This window comes from Viridibacillus arenosi (genome assembly GCF_001955655.1).
Taxonomy (GTDB): domain Bacteria; phylum Bacillota; class Bacilli; order Bacillales_A; family Planococcaceae; genus Viridibacillus; species Viridibacillus arenosi.
Map to the genome: position 1 here is coordinate 220,231 of NZ_MSPW01000006.1, position 19,091 is coordinate 239,321.

20 protein-coding genes are annotated in these 19,091 nt (G+C 35.8%); 10 read left to right on the forward strand and 10 right to left on the reverse strand.

Annotated features, from left to right (window positions below; all coding sequences use genetic code 11):
* Positions 1-32 precede the first annotated feature (32 nt).
* A complete protein-coding gene (locus tag BK137_RS13230) occupies positions 33-590 on the forward strand; it encodes a DUF5366 family protein (protein ID WP_038188511.1) in 558 nt (185 codons plus the stop codon).
* A gap of 58 nt (positions 591-648) precedes the next feature.
* Here the strand turns inward: BK137_RS13230 and BK137_RS13235 are convergent, their stop codons facing one another.
* Positions 649-2,502, reverse strand: a complete 1,854-nt coding sequence (locus tag BK137_RS13235; RefSeq protein ID WP_038188508.1) for a transglycosylase domain-containing protein — start codon at positions 2,500-2,502, stop codon at positions 649-651.
* 150 nt (positions 2,503-2,652) lie between these two features.
* Positions 2,653-3,867, reverse strand: coding sequence for an MFS transporter (locus BK137_RS13240; RefSeq protein WP_038189105.1), 1,215 nt, complete (start codon positions 3,865-3,867; stop codon positions 2,653-2,655).
* 276 nt (positions 3,868-4,143) lie between these two features.
* Between BK137_RS13240 and BK137_RS13245 the strand changes: the two genes are divergently transcribed.
* Both BK137_RS13245 and BK137_RS13250 read left to right on the forward strand, forming a co-directional pair.
* Entirely contained in the window at positions 4,144-4,734 is a 591-nt protein-coding gene (locus BK137_RS13245) for a peptidylprolyl isomerase (protein ID WP_038188505.1), read from the forward strand.
* Between the two features lie 18 nt (positions 4,735-4,752).
* Positions 4,753-4,971 (forward strand): hypothetical protein, encoded by a 219-nt coding sequence (locus BK137_RS13250; RefSeq protein ID WP_038188496.1) that lies wholly within the window; start codon positions 4,753-4,755, stop codon positions 4,969-4,971.
* Positions 4,972-4,992: 21 nt separating this feature from the next.
* On the opposite strand, the gene BK137_RS13255 is transcribed toward BK137_RS13250, so the two are convergent.
* On the reverse strand, positions 4,993-6,171 hold the full coding sequence (locus tag BK137_RS13255) for a MalY/PatB family protein (protein WP_038188493.1): 1,179 nt from the start codon (positions 6,169-6,171) through the stop codon (positions 4,993-4,995).
* Positions 6,172-6,246: 75 nt separating this feature from the next.
* On the opposite strand from BK137_RS13255, the gene BK137_RS13260 reads away from it, so the two are divergent.
* The gene (locus BK137_RS13260; protein WP_038188490.1) at positions 6,247-6,507 is read left to right on the forward strand and encodes a DUF1871 family protein; all 261 of its coding nucleotides are present in this window, start codon (positions 6,247-6,249) and stop codon (positions 6,505-6,507) included.
* A 51-nt stretch (positions 6,508-6,558) separates the two neighbouring features.
* Here BK137_RS13260 and BK137_RS13265 read toward each other — a convergent pair whose 3' ends face one another.
* Together BK137_RS13265 and BK137_RS13270 are read right to left on the reverse strand one after the other, a co-directional pair.
* The gene (locus BK137_RS13265) at positions 6,559-6,774 is read right to left on the reverse strand and encodes a helix-turn-helix domain-containing protein (protein ID WP_327192149.1); all 216 of its coding nucleotides are present in this window, start codon (positions 6,772-6,774) and stop codon (positions 6,559-6,561) included.
* 102 nt (positions 6,775-6,876) lie between these two features.
* Positions 6,877-8,208 (reverse strand): sodium-dependent transporter, encoded by a 1,332-nt coding sequence (locus BK137_RS13270; protein ID WP_038188487.1) that lies wholly within the window; start codon positions 8,206-8,208, stop codon positions 6,877-6,879.
* A gap of 133 nt (positions 8,209-8,341) precedes the next feature.
* Here BK137_RS13270 and BK137_RS22660 point away from each other — a divergent pair, with 133 nt between their 5' ends.
* The 3 genes from BK137_RS22660 (at position 8,342) to yugI (ending at position 9,399) form a co-directional block, all read left to right on the forward strand.
* Positions 8,342-8,566 carry a sigma factor gene (locus tag BK137_RS22660; protein ID WP_235175762.1) on the forward strand — a complete coding sequence of 75 codons (225 nt, stop codon included), beginning with the start codon at positions 8,342-8,344 and terminating at the stop codon, positions 8,564-8,566.
* A 179-nt stretch (positions 8,567-8,745) separates the two neighbouring features.
* The gene (locus BK137_RS22665; protein WP_235175764.1) at positions 8,746-8,937 is read left to right on the forward strand and encodes an RNA polymerase sigma factor; all 192 of its coding nucleotides are present in this window, start codon (positions 8,746-8,748) and stop codon (positions 8,935-8,937) included.
* An 81-nt stretch (positions 8,938-9,018) separates the two neighbouring features.
* Positions 9,019-9,399, forward strand: a complete 381-nt coding sequence (gene yugI / locus BK137_RS13280; protein ID WP_038188484.1) for a S1 domain-containing post-transcriptional regulator GSP13 — start codon at positions 9,019-9,021, stop codon at positions 9,397-9,399.
* A gap of 35 nt (positions 9,400-9,434) precedes the next feature.
* On the opposite strand, the gene BK137_RS13285 is transcribed toward yugI, so the two are convergent.
* Complete coding sequence (locus tag BK137_RS13285) at positions 9,435-10,742, reverse strand: sigma-54-dependent Fis family transcriptional regulator (RefSeq protein WP_038188482.1); 1,308 nt, start codon at positions 10,740-10,742, stop codon at positions 9,435-9,437.
* A gap of 139 nt (positions 10,743-10,881) precedes the next feature.
* Between BK137_RS13285 and pruA the strand changes: the two genes are divergently transcribed.
* From pruA to BK137_RS13300, 3 genes are all read left to right on the forward strand, one after another.
* Positions 10,882-12,426 (forward strand): L-glutamate gamma-semialdehyde dehydrogenase, encoded by a 1,545-nt coding sequence (gene pruA / locus BK137_RS13290; RefSeq protein WP_038188481.1) that lies wholly within the window; start codon positions 10,882-10,884, stop codon positions 12,424-12,426.
* A 127-nt stretch (positions 12,427-12,553) separates the two neighbouring features.
* The gene (locus tag BK137_RS13295) at positions 12,554-13,747 is read left to right on the forward strand and encodes an ornithine--oxo-acid transaminase (RefSeq protein ID WP_038188479.1); all 1,194 of its coding nucleotides are present in this window, start codon (positions 12,554-12,556) and stop codon (positions 13,745-13,747) included.
* 92 nt (positions 13,748-13,839) lie between these two features.
* Positions 13,840-15,084 (forward strand): Glu/Leu/Phe/Val family dehydrogenase, encoded by a 1,245-nt coding sequence (locus BK137_RS13300; protein ID WP_038188476.1) that lies wholly within the window; start codon positions 13,840-13,842, stop codon positions 15,082-15,084.
* Positions 15,085-15,150: 66 nt separating this feature from the next.
* Here the strand turns inward: BK137_RS13300 and BK137_RS13305 are convergent, their stop codons facing one another.
* From BK137_RS13305 to BK137_RS13320, 4 genes are all read right to left on the reverse strand, one after another.
* On the reverse strand, positions 15,151-15,387 hold the full coding sequence (locus tag BK137_RS13305; protein ID WP_038188473.1) for a DUF378 domain-containing protein: 237 nt from the start codon (positions 15,385-15,387) through the stop codon (positions 15,151-15,153).
* 57 nt (positions 15,388-15,444) lie between these two features.
* Positions 15,445-16,155 carry a metallophosphoesterase family protein gene (locus BK137_RS13310; protein ID WP_038188470.1) on the reverse strand — a complete coding sequence of 237 codons (711 nt, stop codon included), beginning with the start codon at positions 16,153-16,155 and terminating at the stop codon, positions 15,445-15,447.
* Between the two features lie 83 nt (positions 16,156-16,238).
* Complete coding sequence (locus BK137_RS13315) at positions 16,239-17,219, reverse strand: cation diffusion facilitator family transporter (protein WP_038188467.1); 981 nt, start codon at positions 17,217-17,219, stop codon at positions 16,239-16,241.
* Positions 17,220-17,231: 12 nt separating this feature from the next.
* Complete coding sequence (locus tag BK137_RS13320; protein ID WP_038188464.1) at positions 17,232-17,954, reverse strand: MgtC/SapB family protein; 723 nt, start codon at positions 17,952-17,954, stop codon at positions 17,232-17,234.
* Positions 17,955-19,091 lie beyond the last annotated feature (1,137 nt).

The following is a 19,091-nucleotide window of genomic DNA, read 5'->3' on the forward strand; positions in this document are numbered from 1 at the left end:
GAAATAAATAATAAAATAATCGAGGAATTTAGATGAAAAACCCTTATGTTTATGGATATTTACCGCTGATTACGATCATACTTTTTAGTTTAACTTTTGGATTGTATACGGTAACAGAATCCATTGAAGTCTTCAAATCTATTGGTGTATACACAGGTATGCGCGAGTTTTTATCAGAAATACAGTTACGTGTATTTTTATTAATTGTTTTTGCACTTTGCTATTTTATGTTGTTCTCTGCATTAAAGTTGATAGGAGAGACAATTCATGAATTAGCAATGCTGTTCTTTTCAAAAGATATTGATGGTAAAACAGTCGCTGAAGCACGGGGAGGAAATGTTATTTTCTTCTTTGGAGCCATAGCTTCTGCTTTCGGCATTCAATCGTTCATGTTATTAATGATTATTTTCTTACTGACGGTCCTTACATACTTTATTTATGTCATTTATAAAATTAGTAATCATATGACGTTAGGTGCTACGATTGGTGTTTTAATATTTGATATTTTACTTTGGAGTATCTTAATAACATTAATTGTTTATGTCATTTTTAAATTGTATAACGGTATTTTAGCAAGTTTACCAATTTAAATGTTGGGAACATAAAAAGCTGTCAGGGGATATAACTCACCCACGACAGCTTTTTGTTTTATTGCATAATATTAGAGAATATACGATGATGTATTTTAGCATTTTCAAGCCAGTACATATTTCTAGGGCGGTCAAATCCAATCCATACTGCAGAAGTATAGCGATCTGTTAAGCCTGCAAGCCAATAATCACGATAATCATTAGTAGTCCCCGTTTTTGCACCTACATAAGGAGAGTTAATATGAATACCAACTCCCGTTCCATTTTGAACAACATCCGTTAATAATGTTCGCATATGCTGGATGGTACTAGGTGACCAAACTTGTTTTTGCTTTTGCTCCCATTCATATCGAAGCTTGCCATCGCGACTTTGTACTTGACGAATGGCATGAACTGGCTCGTAATCCCCGTTAATAAAGCTAGTATAGGCATCAGCTAATTCTAATGTCGTAACACCATGTGTTAATCCACCTATAGCGGCAGGATAGATGTGATCAGCGTTTGATAATGAATCAAATTGAAATGGCTTCAAGTAGGAAAATGCTTTGTTAGCACCAATTTGATGAAACAAACGCATAGCAACAGTATTGTAACTATTTCGGAAACCTTGTTGAAGCGTTACATTGCCAATCACTTGTCCACCATAGTTTTGAGGGCAGTAAGAGCCAATGCAGAAAGGCTGACCGCTCACAATCGTATTAGGAGTTGCTGATGTGGTTTCAAAATAAGGTGCATAATCAATTAATGGCTTAAATGCAGAACCTGGCTGACGTACTCCCTGAAATGCTCGATTATAATCAAATTTCTCATACTCCTTACCTCCATAAATACTAACAATTTCACGATTGTTATTATCAATAACAACGGCTGCTGCTTGTAAATCTTGAGTATAGGAAATGGCTTGATCGATTGCATTCTGGTCAGCTCTTTGCTTAATAGGAGATAGGGCAGTATCGATAATCAGACCATCATTTAGCAAAGTATTAACCCTTTTAGTCAGCTTTTTATTAATGCCTCTTTTTTCAGAAGTTGTTTTAGCTGCTTTAAGTTGCTTTGTAAATCCTTCTTTGTCGGCGATTAATGATCGTAATTCACTTAATACATACGTACTATAGGCAGGGTAAAGTTGTTTTTTCTGCTTGATAGTAAGTGTTATTTTTTCTTTTTTAATTTTCTTTCCTTGTTTCTTTGTTAGAATTTCCTTATCCACTAGTTTGTTGATAAGGCGTTCCTGTCTTTTTTTTGTATTAACAAAATGTTTGACAGGGTCATATAAAGAGGGGTTATTTGGAATGGCCGCTAAAAATGCCATCTCAGCTTTTGTTAGTTTATTTACTGGGCGTTGAAAGTAATAAGTTGATGCACCACCAATACCATAAACGCCATTACTAAAGTACATTTCATTCAAATACATATTTAAAATTTCGTCTTTAGAAGCTTTTCTTTCTAACTCATATGAATAGAAAATTTCAAGTACTTTTCGCTCATAAGATTTTTCCTCTGATAAATAACGCATGCGAACAAGTTGTTGCGTGATGGTACTCCCACCTTGGGAAGATTCACCACTTGATGAGTTTGCAACAATAGCACGCGCAATGGCACTTAAGTCAAAGCCGATATGTTCATAAAAATGCTCATCTTCACTATATAAAAATAGTTCTTGAACAAACTCTGGAATATCCGCAAGCTTCATAGGTTTGCGCCATTCTGTATATTCCTCTGAAAAGGTATCCTTATTTTGATCTCTTATGACAGTTGGAATGAGTGAGTTTGTCGCATCTAACTGAATGGAAGATGTGAATTTTTTATCCAAAGTATTAGCTGTATTCTTTTCTATTGAAATTTGTTCGAATAGAAAAAACAGTAAAGGAATACAGAGGATAATAATAAGACTACCAACTACTTTTCTCAATGATACCCCCCTCAATTAAATGTTTCTATATGTATAGTAAGGTTAAAGAAATGAAAACGCTCATAAAAAAGAATAGCACATTTTACAAGAAGGCTGTAAAAAAATAAAGTATTTCTCAGCCGTAATCTAATAAAAATATGCTATCCCAATTTACGATTCTAAAATGTCTTCTAAATGCTGTTTTGGATATTTACGTGTCCACTTTAATAAAATGAAAGCTATTAAAAATAATGAGCCTGTTACGTAGAAAACGGAAGAAATTCCGATAAATCCACTGACGATTCCCCCAAATGTAGGACCGATTATATTCCCTAGGAAACGAAAGCTTGTATTATAGCCCATGACTTCACCTTGGATATCTATAGGTGCTTCGCGACGTATTAGAGCCGTAGTAGTAGGAATTAGACCACCAACTGCAATACCGAACAACAATCTAAGTCCCATCAATTGCCAAAGTGATGTCACAAATGCTTGTGGAATAATGAAAACAACAGCTATTGCTAAAAGAATTGTTAACACCTTTTCATAACCTATTTGGTCACCAAGCCTGCCCCAGAACCTTGCGAATAATAAGTTCCCAACACCTGCAGCACTAAAGGTCAGTCCAGCTAGAAAGGCAACCTGCCCACTAGTTGTTAAATCGGATACATAAAGAGAAAGTAAAGGTTGAATACTGAAATTTCCGATTTGAATAAGACTTGTAATCATCATGACATTAAATAATAAACGATGATGGAATATGCCTTTTAATACTGCTATTCGAGAGTATACAATCGCATTTTTCTTTTTCACTTTTTGGATTTCACGGACACCGAAAATGATAAGTAGGGCAGCAGTTGCAATGGAAATCGCAGTAATAATAAACGTATACTGAAAACCGAATTCATCTGCCAACAAACCACCGACAACTGGACCAAAAAGTGTCCCTGTTACACTCCCCATTTGTAGAGTTCCTAGGGTTTTTCCTGCAATTTCTTTTGGTGTTTGTCTACTTATAAACGCAAGAGATGTCGGGATGAATCCCGTTACAATACCCATGAATAAGCGTAATAAGAAAAACTGTTCTACACTTTGTACATGTCCCATAAAGAAAATACTGATCGATATGCCAAAGCCATTAATAATTAAGATTGGTTTATAGCCATATTTATCTGCAACTCGTCCCCAGATAGGTGACATTAGAAAAGCAGACACAAATGTGGCACCAAAGATTAAACCTGCCCATTTTTGGACATAACTTTCGGTGAAATTGCCCATCGTTTCAATGTATAATGATAGAAAGGGCATAATCATAGTAGTTGTTCCTGCAACTAACAAGTTAGCAAACCAGATAATGATAAAATTGCGTTTTTGCTGTGGGTTCATATGAGCACTTTCTTTCGCTGTATTATTTGGTCTATTCGTAGTATAAAGCATTATGAATTTTGAATGAAGCTCTTCAAATGCTAATGGTGGAGTTTTTAACTGAAAAATAGTGTGAATTGTGATAGACTATGACGAGGTATCCAAGTAGTATACGCAACCTCAAAGTGTTGAAGTTATTAAGGTTGCGATGGTGGGATAAACCCACTTTAAAAATTACTTTTATTTTCCCCGTAAAAAGGGTAACTAAACATTCACGATTTTAAAGGAGAGTATATTATGTATCCACAATTAACAACTGAAGTACAAGCAAACGAAGCATTAGTAGAAATGAAAACGACTTTAGGTTCAATCAAGATTAAATTATTCCCAGAGCATGCACCTAAAACAGTTCAAAACTTTTTAACTCACGCTGAAAATGGTTATTATGACGGTATCATTTTCCACCGTATTATTAAAGACTTCATGATTCAAGGTGGAGATCCAACTGGTACAGGTATGGGTGGAGAAAGCATTTATGGATCAACTTTTGAAGATGAATTTTCAAATGACTTATTCAACATTCGTGGTGCTTTATCAATGGCTAACGCTGGTCCAGGTACAAACGGAAGCCAATTCTTCATCGTTCAAATGCCATCAGTTCCAGCTAACATGATCGGACAAATGAAAGATGCTGGCTATCCAGAAGAAATTATCGCAGCATATACAGAAAACGGCGGTACACCTTGGTTAGACCACAAACATACTGTATTCGGTCAAGTTGTAGAAGGTATGGACATCGTTGATAAAATGGCTGATGTAGAAAAAGACATGCGTGACAAACCACTTGAAGACATTTCAATTCAATCAATTGAAATTCTTCAAAAATAATAATTGGAGTGTTCTCAGATGAAAACTTGGGTATTAAATGAGTTTCTCTATTTTCCTGAAGACAAATCGGAATATCTTCCAGCAGCAATTGAATTAGCAATTATTTTAGTTCTATGTGTCGCTGTGTTTTTTACTGTTAAAAAAATGGCCAAAAAACAAGAGCTTAAAACAAAAATGCTAGAGGAAGAAATTCTTCAAAATCGTCAACAAGATGCAAAACAAAACCAGTCGAATTAGATTCGACTGGTTTTTCTTTGCTTATTTAAATGCTTTTATAAATCTTTCAATGCCGTCCTGTACAGTTGCTTTTGAACAGGCTACATTCATACGAACGAATCCGAGACCTGATTCCCCGTATTTAGAACCTGGATCTAAAGCGAGTTTCCCAGTATGTAACAAGCGTTCCATCACTTCTTCTTCTTCTTCTAAACCAGTTCCACGGTAGTCAATCCATAATAAGTATGTACCCTGAGGTTTTACAATTTTAATGCCAGGAACAGCAGCAGGAATCTGCTCAATAACAAGGTCCATATTAGCTGACACATATGACAATAACTCAGTTAACCATTCTTCACCTTCAGTATATACGGCTCTCATTGCATCAATAGCAAAAATGTTAGGTCCCATTTGACCATGCGAAGCAGCATTTTGTAAAAGTTTATCACGCATAGAATCGTCAGTAACAATCATCATAGCTACTTGTACACCTGCTAAGTTAAATGTTTTCGTTGGTGCCATACAAGTAATAACACGAGCAGCCTCTTCACCAGCAATTTTTGCGAGAGGGATATGCTTTTTACCATCAAGTATTAAGTCTGCGTGAATTTCATCTGATAAAATCAGTACATCGTGTTTTGCACAAATTCGAAGCATTTCACGTAAATCGTCCTCACTCCAGACGATTCCCCCTGGATTGTGTGGGTTACATAAAATGAATAACTTCACTGCTTCTTTTGCTGCACTTTTTTCAAACGCTTCAAAGTTTAGTGAATAATGACCATCTTTTTCTACCATTACACACTCTTCCATCTCACGTTTTAACGCAATCGGAACATTAGTGAATGGAGGATAAACAGGCGGGGTGATTAAAATCTTGTCTTTTGGCTTTGTATAAGCTTCAACAATAGATGCAATGGCAGGGACAACACCACTATGATAGAGAACCCAATCCTTTTCGATTGTCCAATTATGGCGCTTTTCAACCCAATTGACGAACGTTGCTGTTGTTGCATTATCTGCAACTGCATAACCTAGCACAGGGTGTTCTAAACGCTCACGGATGGCTTTAGTTACTACTTCAGGAGCAGCAAAATCCATATCTGCAATCCACATTGGTAAGATATCTGATGTATCTTCAATTTGGTAAATTGCCTTCATCATATCCCATTTTACTGAGTTTGTATCTCGTCTATTAATCACTTGGTCAAATCTACTCAAGTATATCCCTCTTTTCTTTTTTTATATCTATGTTATCATAACCATTAAAGATGAAAAGTAAATAGGTGAAAAAATATGGAGAATATTGCAATGAATAGAAAGGCTATACATATCCTTTCTGAGTGGGATCCTTTTGAAATGGGGAATTTCACATATGATACGGAAGCAGCCGATGTCGTAGCGGAATTACAGCATATTGATGATCCAACTGTGTTAGGTAAGAAAATTCAAGGAATTTACGAGCAGTCATTCGAAAGATGGATTCCTATAGAAGAATGTATCGGAATTTCATATAAGCTATTAGCCGTAAAATTTGAAGCCAAATGTATCGTATAAATGAAAAAGCCTTATTGCTCGATGAAACTCGAGCAATAAGGCTTTTTTTACTTAATGTAATTGTAAACCGTCCGTTAAGTTAGACAATGGAACTTCTAATGCATTTGAAAGCTTGAAAATCGTCTCTTTTGAAGGAATATCTTCTCCAGATTCATAGCGCCCTAGTTTCCCTGCACTAACACAAACTTGTAAAGATAATTCCTCGAGTGAAATATTACGTTCACCACGAAGTTGGCGAAGCTGAGTATGAAAATCTTGAATCATCATAATAAATAAAGCACTCCTTTCAAATCGTCTACAATAATAATAATTAAATTATATCACGGCTTGAGTGAAGAAATTTCTAACTTAAGTGACAGAAAAATGACGTTATCTAAAGAACACACTTTGAATAAAGACGATAATAATTGCAATTGGAGCGACGAAACGAACAAGAATACGCCAAGTTTGGAAGATCCAATCTTTTGTGTTCAATTCAGCAGCAGCGTCTGCTTTCGAAATTTTATAACCTGAGAAAATAGCAACAAGTAGTGCACCTATTGGCATACCAATATTATTCGTAAGGAAATCAGCTGAATCAAAAATCGATAGACCGAAAATTTTAATATCGGACAATGCACCAAAAGATAATGCACTAGGAATACCAACGATGAAAATCCCAAAGCCGCATAGCCATGAATATTGCTTACGTTTATCATATTTTGGACCCATCGCAGTTGCTACAACAATTTCTAACATAGCAATAGCAGATGTCACTGTTGCAAATAATAATAAGATAAAGAAAATGATCATAAACACTGAACCAAAAGGAATTTGCTGGAACACAGCAGGTATAATAATAAAGACTAGCCCTGGACCTTGGTCAGGAGAGTAACCTAATGCAAATACAGCAGGGAATATTACCAAACCAGCTAATAAAGAAATACCAATATTCATCCAAGCAACATTCATTGCAGAGCTACCTATTTTCGTTTCTTTTGATAAGTAAGAAGCATAAGTCAGCATAGCCGAAACCCCAACACTTAAGGAGAAGAATGCTTGTCCTAAAGCCATCAATAACGTTTTACCTGTGAAATATGACCAATCAGGTACGAACATAAATTTAATGCCCTCAATTGCACCATCTAAAGTTAAAGAACGGATAACTAATACGATAAAGAAAATAAATAGTAATGGCATCATCCATTTGCTTGCTTTTTCAATCCCGTTTTTTACTCCACCCTGTACAATCCAGACAGTGAGAAATAAGAATACAGCTTGGGCAATGACAACTTCCCAAGGATTTGATGTAATAGAGGCAAAAAGCTCACCATAATAATCTTCGCCACTACCAGATAATTGAAATGAAATTGCACGAACAATATAACTTAATATCCATCCACCAACAACACTGTAGAAGGATAAGATAATAGCAGACAATATAAAACCTGCCCAACCAGTTAAAAACCAACGTGTACCTGGAGCTTGTTTTTTAAATGAGGAAACAGCATCTGTTTGACCACGTCGTCCAATCATAAATTCAGCCACTAATATAGGCAGTCCAATAAATAATGTACATATAATAAATAGCAATATAAAGACACTACCACCATTAGTACCAGCCATATACGGAAACTTCCAAATAGCCCCTAAACCAATGGCGCTACCAGCTGCCGCTAAAATAAATCCTATCTTTGACGCAAATTGATCCCTATTTGACACTTTTTATGTCCTCCTTTTAGTAAGGATTGTTTTATTCTACCTCAATCAATTAGAAAAAAGTATAGGATTTTGTGAAACAAAATTGAAACTTCTATCGTATCACCAACAGAACAACAGAGAGCGAGGGGGGACAATGCCAGTTAAGGAACTAATCGCCAAAGCTCAAAGTGAGGATTTAGAATCATATAGCCTACTTATACAGCTTCATCATAGAACAGTTGAAAAGTTTACTTTTCAGTGTGGAGTTCATGTGCATGACATACCAGATGTCACTCAAGAAGTATTTATAAAGCTTTACCGTTTTTTACACCAATTTAATCATGAGAGATTTACAACCTGCTATATAAAATTACCTTAAATGCAACGCGCGACTATTATCGCAAGGAAACGAGTGAAGTAGCGAAGGAACATAGATTGATACAAAACAGTTCAAAACATACATTTACACCTTCAGCTGAAGAATGAATTTTAGTCTTTGAGGAGGATCAAGAACTACCTCAAGCTATTTTGCAACTTGATGAATTCCGCCATCCTATTGTGCTCTATTACTTTCGTGAACTAACATACGAGCAAATAGCAGATGTATTAAATATATCGCTACCATCAGTTAAAACACGTCTTCTGATTGTTAGGAAGAAAGAAGACCAAATAGATTTACTTAATGTAAGTGAGTTCAGACTAATCAAAGAAGAAAATGGTTGGCTTATCCCATTAAATCCAACAAAGTGATTTTTTGCCCGTACTATACCACTATGTTATAATTTAACATGAATATAGTGTATATATAGCTACAGAAGGTAGGAAGGGCTTATGGCAGACAAATATGTAGTAGGAGATGTGTTAACTGGTAAGATAACAGGAATACAACCCTATGGTGCTTTCGTTGCTCTTGACGAAGATACCCAAGGACTTGTGCATATTTCTGAAATTACGTACGGCTTCGTAAAAAACATTGCAGATCTTTTATCGGTTGGTCAGGAAGTACAAGTAAAGGTACTTGAAATCGATGAAAATGCGAGCAAAATCAGCTTATCTATTCGTGCACTGCAGGAACGCCCCCCGATGAAACGTAAAGAAAACGCGCCAAGAAAATCTTTACAAGCGCGTGTTGACGAAAAAGATGCAGTTGGTTTCAATTCATTAAAAGAAAAGTTACAAGATTGGATCGATCAATCAGGTATAAAAGGTTAATAAAAAGAGGGTTCACATTAATGTGAACCCTCTTTTTATTTCTTCATTTTTCGAATACGGTATTGCAAATTTTGTCTGCTCATCCCAAGTGCATTAGCTGTTTTCGTGATATTTCCTTCATACATATTCAATGCTTTTTGCAAATAATATTCTTCTGCCTCACGTAAATACTCATCAAGCGGTAATAGTTCCTTCGTATTTTGTACAACAAAATAGGATGCATCGTGTGATGAGTCCCGCAATGCTTGCACCTTCCATTTGAAATGGAGTGGCAGCATTTCAAATGTTATCAATTCCTCTGTCGTTACCATTGAGACAATTTCCTCAAGCAGAATTTCTAATTCCTTTAAATTACCCGGCCAATCATATAGATGGAAAAGTTCATTTACTTCACTAGACAAGTCTTGAATATTAGAACCGAAACGTTGACGATGACGTTTCAGAAAGTTCTCTATAAATGGTTTAATATCTTCTCTTCTTGAATGTAATGGTGGCACATTAATCGTGACGGATGCGAAAAAATAATAGAGTTCTTTTAACAGTTGGCCAGAAGCAATTAAATCTATTGGATCTCCACCAATACTAGCGATAAACATATGGTTTTTCATATGGTTCTCTTCTAATAATTGTAATAACTTCTCCTGTAACGTTAAAGACAAAAATTCAATACGTTCGCAGAATATCGTGCAATTTTGAAGTGAGTTTGTACTTTCATATAGTTTTTCTAAAATGGCTGAATCTGAACGCTGACAGAATATCGTGATGAAATGTTGATTTACAGGATCTAAATTATGATGGATGCCTTCAGCAATTAAGTCTTTACCAGTACCAGATTCCCCGATTAAAAGTACTGGGAGTCTTGCTGTTGCAGCTTTTTCAGCTGTTTGAATAACTGCCTTCATAGGTGGAGAAACAGCGGTAATACTTGAAAAAGTAATTGGTTCACCATAACGTCTTAGTGGTTGGTAAACGAGCTTTTCAAGTGTAGTAATATCACGAGCGAACTCAATAGCCCCAATTAGTGCATCATTTTCAAAAACGGGAAATGTATCATTAATTGTCGTAATTTCCTGACCATTATGATTCCAATAGGTTTGTTTTACATTGAGTACTTTTTCGCCAGTTTGTAGAACTTGAAGTAATGTACTTTCTTCTTGCTCAAATTGAAAGAGTTCTAAAATAGAACGATCTATAACATCCTTTAAATTCAAACCCTCAATATCTTTCATTTTATCGTTATAAATAACCGTTTGCCCTTGGGCATTTACTGCATGAATGCCAACAGAAGCATGTTCTGTAGCGTGGCGGTAAAAGGGGGTTAAATCGTTGTCAATTGGTTTCATATTTTATCACCTTGAAATTTTTTTATAATTTTAAATATTTTTTACTTGAAAAACGCAATAATCTTTTGCATTATTATAAGTGTAAACAATTTATAAATGCAAATATTTTTTGCACTTACATCACAAAGGAGGATTACAAATGATTCCGTACAAACATGAACCATTTACAGATTTCTCTAAAGAAGAGAACAACACAGCATATTTAGAGGCTTTAAAAAAGGTGGAAGGATATCTTGGGGAAGAATATCCGTTAATCATCGGTGGAGAACGTATTACAACGAATGATCAAATCATTTCATATAATCCAGCAAATAAAGAAGAAGTTATCGGCTCAGTTTCAAAGGCTAACAAAGAATTAGCTGAGAAAGCGATGCAAGTAGCAGATGAAACTTTTCATACATGGAAGAAAGTAAAACCTGAAATTCGTGCAGATGTATTATTCAAAGCAGCAGCGATTATTCGTCGCCGTAAGCATGAGATTTCTGCGCTATTAACAAAAGAAGCAGGTAAGCCTTGGAATGAGGCTGATGCTGATACAGCGGAAGCAATTGACTTCTTAGAATATTACGGTCGACAAATGTTACGTTTAAAAGACGGTCAACCAGTTGAAAGTCGTCCAGGTGAATTCAACCGTTATGACTATATTCCATTAGGCGTTGGAGTAGTAATTTCGCCTTGGAACTTCCCGTTCGCAATTATGGCAGGTACAACAGTAGCTGCTGTAGTAACAGGAAATACAGTACTTTTAAAACCAGCATCTACGACGCCAGTAGTTGCTTATAAATTCGTAGAAATTCTTGAAGAAGCTGGATTACCAGCAGGCGTTGTTAACTATATTCCGGGCTCAGGGGCAGAGGTAGGAGACTATTTAGTAGATCATCCGAAAACACGCTTCATTAGTTTTACTGGTTCACGTGATGTGGGCTTACGTATCAACGAACGCGCTTCAAAATTAAATGAAGGTCAAATTTGGCTGAAACGTGTAATCGCTGAAATGGGCGGTAAAGATACTATTGTAGTTGATAAAGAAGCAGATTTAGAACTTGCTGCACAATCAATCGTAAAATCAGCATTTGGGTTTAGCGGTCAAAAATGTTCAGCATGTTCAAGAGCTGTCATTGTAGAAGATGTTTACGATGAAGTAGTAGCTCGTGTCGAAGAATTGACAAAAGGCTTATCAGTTGGGGACCCAACTGACTTATCAAATTTCACTGGACCAGTAATCGATGCTGCTGCATTCAAAAAAATTACTAGCTACATTGAAATTGGTAAAGAAGAAGGCCGAATTGTTGCAGGAGGCACTGCAGATGATTCAAAAGGATTCTTCGTAAATCCAACAGTAATCGTTGATGTGACTCCAGAAGCACGTGTGATGAAGGAAGAAATATTTGGACCAGTAGTAGCTATTGCAAAAGCTAAAGATTTCGATGAAGCATTAGCTATTGCAAATAATACTGAATATGGTTTAACAGGTGCAGTTATTACAAAAAATCGTATGAATCAAGAAAAAGCGCGCGAAGATTTCCATGTAGGTAATTTATACTTCAACCGTGGGTGCACAGGAGCAATCGTAGGTTACCAACCATTCGGAGGCTTTAACATGTCCGGAACAGATTCTAAAGCAGGCGGTCCAGACTATTTACAATTGCATATGCAAGCAAAAACAACTTCAGAGACGCTTTAATCAGTCTGTATCAAAAATGATTTAATGAGAAAAAACAAAAAGGCAGACTATATTGCATATGTCTGTCTTCTATAAAGAAAATAGTGGACGTTAGAAAGCTTGCGTTTACATTTTAGGGGGAAATATAATGACAAAGACACATGAGATTATTAAGCAAACAGAAACATTTGGTGCACCAAACTATTTACCACTGCCAATCGTTATTTCAGAAGCAGAGGGAGTATGGGTAAAGGATCCAGAAGGAAATAAATTTATGGATATGCTTTCAGCTTATTCTGCTGTAAACCAAGGACATCGCCATCCAAAAATCATTCAAGCATTAAAAGATCAAGCAGACCGTGTGACATTAACGTCTCGTGCTTTCCATAGTGATCAACTTGGACCATGGTATGAGTTAGTTTGTGAAGTAACTGGAAAAGAAATGGCACTACCTATGAATACAGGTGCTGAAGCTGTAGAAACTGCATTTAAAGCAGCAAGACGTTGGGCTTACGATGTAAAAGGTGTAGCAGAGGGTCAAGCAGAAATCATAGCATGTAATGGGAACTTCCATGGCCGTACAATGACTGCGGTATCTCTGTCTTCAGAAGCAGAGTATAAAAGAGGTTTCGGACCAATGTTACCTGGTATTAAATTAGTAGATTACGGTGATTTAGATGCTCTAAAAGCAGCTATTACACCAAATACTGCTGCGTTTTTAGTTGAACCGATTCAAGGAGAAGCGGGTATTGTTATTCCACCAGCGGGTTATTTAAAAGCAGCACGAGATTTATGTCGTGAAAATAACGTATTATTTATCGCTGATGAAATCCAAGCAGGTTTAGCTCGTACAGGGAAAATGTTTGCATGTGAATGGGAAGATGTAAATCCTGACATGTACATTTTAGGTAAAGCTTTAGGTGGGGGAGTTTTCCCGATTTCATGTGTTGTCGCTAGTAAAGAGATTTTAGGTGTCTACAATCCAGGATCGCACGGATCGACTTTTGGCGGTAATCCAATTGCATGTGCAGTTTCAATTGCAGCATTAAATGTGCTAAAAGAAGAAAAGCTTGCTGAACGTTCATTAGAGCTAGGAAATTATTTCATGGATGAGCTGAAGAAAATTGATAATGATGCGGTAAAAGAAGTGAGAGGTCGAGGTTTATTCATTGGAATGGAGTTAAATGAATTAGCACGTCCATACTGTGAGAAGTTGATGACACTAGGTTTATTATGCAAAGAGACACATGATACAGTGATTCGTTTTGCACCACCACTAATTATTTCTAAAGAAGAATTAGATTGGGCAATTGAAAAAATCAAAAAAGTCTTTACAAAATAAACTGAAATATATCCCACAATCTCTGGAACTATGTTACAATGTTTGCGATATACAGTAAAAAAACATTACGAATAAAGAGGCGAGAAAATCAAATGGCAGAAAATCTTAACCTGTTTACATCAACACAGGCGGTTATTCACGAAGCTCTTCACAAGCTAGGCTACGATGAGGGAATGTATGAACTTTTAAAAGAGCCACTACGCATGCTAGAAGTACGTATTCCAATTAAAATGGATGATGGAAAAGTGAAAGTATTCACAGGCTACCGTGCACAACATAATGATGCAGTAGGTCCTACAAAAGGTGGCGTGCGCTTCCATCCGCAAGTTTCTGAAGATGAAGTTAAAGCGCTTTCAATGTGGATGACTTTAAAAGCAGGTATTGTTGATTTACCTTATGGCGGTGGTAAAGGTGGTATCATCTGTGATCCACGTCAAATGTCTATGGGGGAAATTGAAAGACTAAGTCGTGGCTATGTTCGTGCTATTAGCCAATTCGTTGGACCAACAAAAGATATTCCTGCTCCAGACGTTTTCACGAACTCACAAATCATGGCGTGGATGATGGATGAATACAGTCGTATTGATGAATTCAACTCTCCAGGTTTCATCACTGGTAAACCTATTGTTTTAGGTGGTTCACAAGGTCGTGACCGCGCAACTGCACAAGGTGTTACAATTGTGATTGAAGAAGCAGCTAAACGTCGTAATATTGACATTAAAGGTGCACGTGTCGTTATCCAAGGATTTGGTAACGCAGGTAGTTTCCTAGCTAAATTCATGAGTGATTTAGGTGCTAAAGTTATTGGTATCTCTGATGCTCACGGAGCTTTGCATGATCCAGAAGGTCTGGACATTGATTATTTACTAGATCGTCGTGACAGTTTTGGTACTGTTACAACTCTTTTTGAAAATACAATCTCCAATAAAGAACTGCTTGAATTAGATTGTGATATTTTAGTTCCTGCTGCGATTGAAAATCAAATTACTGCGGACAATGCACATAATATACGTGCAAGTATTGTAGTAGAAGCAGCAAATGGCCCGACAACTTCAGAAGCGACTAAAATTTTAAATGACCGTGGCATTCTACTAGTACCAGACGTACTAGCAAGTGCTGGAGGCGTTACAGTTTCTTACTTTGAATGGGTTCAAAACAACCAAGGCTATTACTGGTCAGAAGAGGAAGTAAATGAAAAACTTCTTAAGAAAATGGTTGATGCATTTGATAATGTCTATACAGTTGCAACAACACGTGGTATCGATATGCGTTTAGCAGCTTATATGGTAGGTGTACGCAAAACAGCTGAGGCTTCTCGCTTCAGAGGCTGGGTATAATCGTTAATCTAAAAAGTAACCCCCAAGAACATAAAAGTGTTCTTGGGGGTTTTTACATATTAGGCATTACATCGTACGCGCAACTTGAGGTTCTGAACGCTCTATTTCTTCTGAAGGTCTAAAGAGTATCCACAAATTCACTAGACCAGCAATTCCTACAATAGTATAGATGATTCTCGATACCACACTAGCTTGTCCACCAAAAAGACTTGCGACAACATCAAATTGAAATAAGCCAATAACACCCCAATTTAAAGCACCGATAATAGTGAAAAATAAGGCCGTTCTTTGTATAACGCTCATCATAACACCTCCTCATACAGCTAGAGTGTGTTGTGATGTCGAAAATCATACGAGTTTTTATTTAATAAAGCAAATCCTCTTACTAGGTAGTTCTAGACAATTCAATTGACCGCCAAAAACGGCGCCTCCATCAATACCAATAATATTATTTTGTCCAAAATAAACATTATGGTTATTTTCACTTTGGTGTAAATTAGAAGTTGGAGTATGTCCAAATACTATTGTTTTACTGCCAGTATAACCGTTATAAAATTCTTCGCGAATCCAAATAAGTGTTTCTTTTTCCGTTTCGCTTACAGGGATATGAGGATCAATTCCTGCATGCACGAATATATAATCTTCGTCTTCTATATATATATGTAAATTTTTTATGAATGCTAAATGCTCATCAAGCTTTTTAGATTGTAATTGTGGAACAGTGAACTGTTCACCTTCCCCAATTCCTTGAATCTCTTCCTTAGAAAAGCCGTAGCTAAGTAAGGTTTCTTTACCTCCACACCGTTCGGTCCAATGTTTCCAAGCGTATTCCGTTTTTTCCGTAAATGCTTTTTCCATTAAATTTTCGTGATTGCCAATTAAAACAATCGCTCCGTTTTGCTGTAACTTCATGATTAAATCTAACACATCAGCAGAATTAGGTCCTCGATCAATATAATCACCCAGTAAAACTAATCTGTCTTCATCTGGTGAATAATTTGCTAGAGTTAAGAGTTCTTGGAATTTTTTTAATTCACCGTGTATATCGCTAATTAATATTGTTTTTTGCATTTTCATCTCTCTTTTCAATTGGTTATGTATGAAAGGGAAGCATGTTATTGAAATACAGATAACAATGCGTCCCAATCTTTTATTTACTTCATATTGTTAAGGTTATCGTCAAGGTGATTCCAGTTTGTAATACCATCATCTTCGTCAAAAGCAACTGTTACTTTTGAAACTTTAGTTTGCGATAATAAAATCTTCATCAAATGATCCCTAATATCATCAACCTCAGCAAAAGTAAGCGTAGGATCTATTTCAGCAAGAACCTCTACGTGTAAAAATTCACCTTCTTTTACCACTTCTAATTTTTGTATATCACGCACATTTTTATCTTCCCATAATAAACGTGCGATATGATTTAGCATTTCTTCATCCGTTTCACCAATGACTCCACGAGCATTTTCTAGGAATACGACACCAACTACGTAGAACATCATGAGACCAATTAGAATAGATGCAATACCCTCTACTTGTAAGAATCCAGTGAAATGTGCGATTATCACAGCTACAAAAGCTAAAACGCCACCTAAAGTTGCTACTAAATCTTCCATAAAGACAAGCTTTGTTGCAGGTTTTGCTCGGTTTAAATTAGCAAAGGCCCTCGGTAGGGCTGAAAAGAAAGTGGCTGACTCATTTGAATCATGAAGAATTTCTTTCGCTGCCTTCATTAACACAATACCTTCTAATACAATACCAATTCCTAAAACGCTCAAACTAATCCACATACCATTCGAAGTAGCGGGGTGAGTAATTTGATGCCAGCCTTCTTTAATTGTTTCGTAAGATAATATTCCTACAATAATAACGGCACCTAAACACACTAAATTAACAACACGGCCGAAACCTTTTGGGAATTGTCGAGTGGGTGCTTTTTTAGATAAAGCAGAGCCTATAAAAACAAAGAATTGGTTGGCGGAGTCTCCTAATGAGTGCATCATTTCTGCAAACATTGCAATGTTCCCTGTAAAGAAGAAAGCGACTCCTTTTAATACACCTAAAAATAAATTGACAAAAGCCGCTAATAGCGAGGGTTTATTTCCTTTTTTTAACAAACTCCAAACATTACTCATAAAATGCCTCCTCTAAGACAGGATTTCAATTTCTATTTCTTCTATATAAGGTTGTTCGCGAATGCTGTTATATAATGAAATAGTATCTTTTTTGGGAAGAGAAGAAAAACGTAAATCAACTTCATGCTTAAATTCATTATTCTCTAGACGAATGTCTTTAATACGCATATTATCTACATCCATATCATTCTTCTGTAAAAATAGTAAAATATCATTGATATCTTGTGTATTTTTAACGCCTATCTTTAATGATACTTCACGCATACGAAGTCGCTTAGGTCCAAATTTCATGAAAATTGGAGCAAGAATTTCTACACCAATCATAATAATAACTACAGCAATAATAGCTTGCCCATAAAAACCTGCACCAACTGCAATACCAATTCCTGCAGCTCCCCAAATCATAGCGGCAGTTGTTAAGCCGCTTATATTGTCATTACCTCTACGTAAGATTACTCCAGCACCCAAAAAACCAATTCCACTGACTATTTGTGCAGCTAAGCGGAGTGGATCCATTGTGACATTTATGCCGGGTACTGGTTTAGCGTTATAAACCGATTCTATTGAAATGATTGTTAACAAACAGCTGAACGTGGCAATGACTAAACTTGTTTTCAATCCAACAGGTTTTCTTTTCAACTCTCTTTCAATACCTATGACTAAACTCAACGTAGCTGCAACAATCAACTTAATAAACATTTCATGAGTTAAAGTGTTATCCAGTAAGAAATTCAATATAGTATTCCTCCTTAGTTTCATTTTTTTTATTTCGAACGCCGTTTGCTCAAGTTAAAATTATGTACATCTAGTATTCGTATTGTACACTATGTGGTTGGGGAATTTACCCTTTTCTGCTATTTAAGTTACACTTGCAGGCTGTACAGATTCCAACGTCATAACTTTTTTATTGAATGCTTTTTTGATTTTATTTATTTCTTCAATATTCTTTATGAAATTTAAGAATAAAATAGGCCAATTTAAAAAAGTAATTGGCTGTATTCAATTGATGTGAGTTAATTTTTAATGATTCAATTCATTCTATGGTTTGAATCATTAAGTTACATCTCGGTAGTAAGTTCAACAGTTCTTTTTACATTACAGCCTGTGCTTTTGTAGGAATGTAATTCTTCCATAAAAAAAACTTTATTCTAAAACACTATTTATCCGGTTGTATTGCAAACAAAAAGAGTGTACTAATAAGTAGGGGAGTGAGACTTAATGGTAAATGGTTCAACTTTTTTGTTATTTGTAGCTTACGCATTAGCAACCGGTTATTAGTTATATGAGCAAGAGTTCCGAAAAAGTTTAGCATTAATGACATATACAATGAATATTAGGTTCGTACAATTACTTAATTTTTCTAATTTCCTATTTAAGAGGAATCATATTGACTAGATTCTTCTATTGAATTGTTTTACTATACTAGCTATAGTACCCAATTTGTTAGGACATAATCTTTTAAGGAGTCTTTATAATGAGTGAGTATGAAAGTGTGCTCAATAGCGGATCTATTTGAAACAATTGGAGCGGTAATGTGTGGTAAACTTAAAGTATATTCTATTTCATGAAAAACTAAAACATCCTATATTATGCTGTATATAATTAATGAAAAAAGAATATAAAGTTATTTTAAAAAAACTGTTGATTTTTAAAATAGCATGCTGTATAGTAATAAATGTCGTTAAGACGTGCTGCAAAATATGAATACAACATCTTAAAAAACTTTTTCAAAAAAGTATTTGACAAAGAAAACAGATGATGATAAGATATTGAAGTCGCTTACGAAACGACAACAAAATGAACCTTGAAAACTGAACATGCAAGACGTTAATCAATAAATGTTTTTGAACATCAACTCTGTTGGTGGATCAA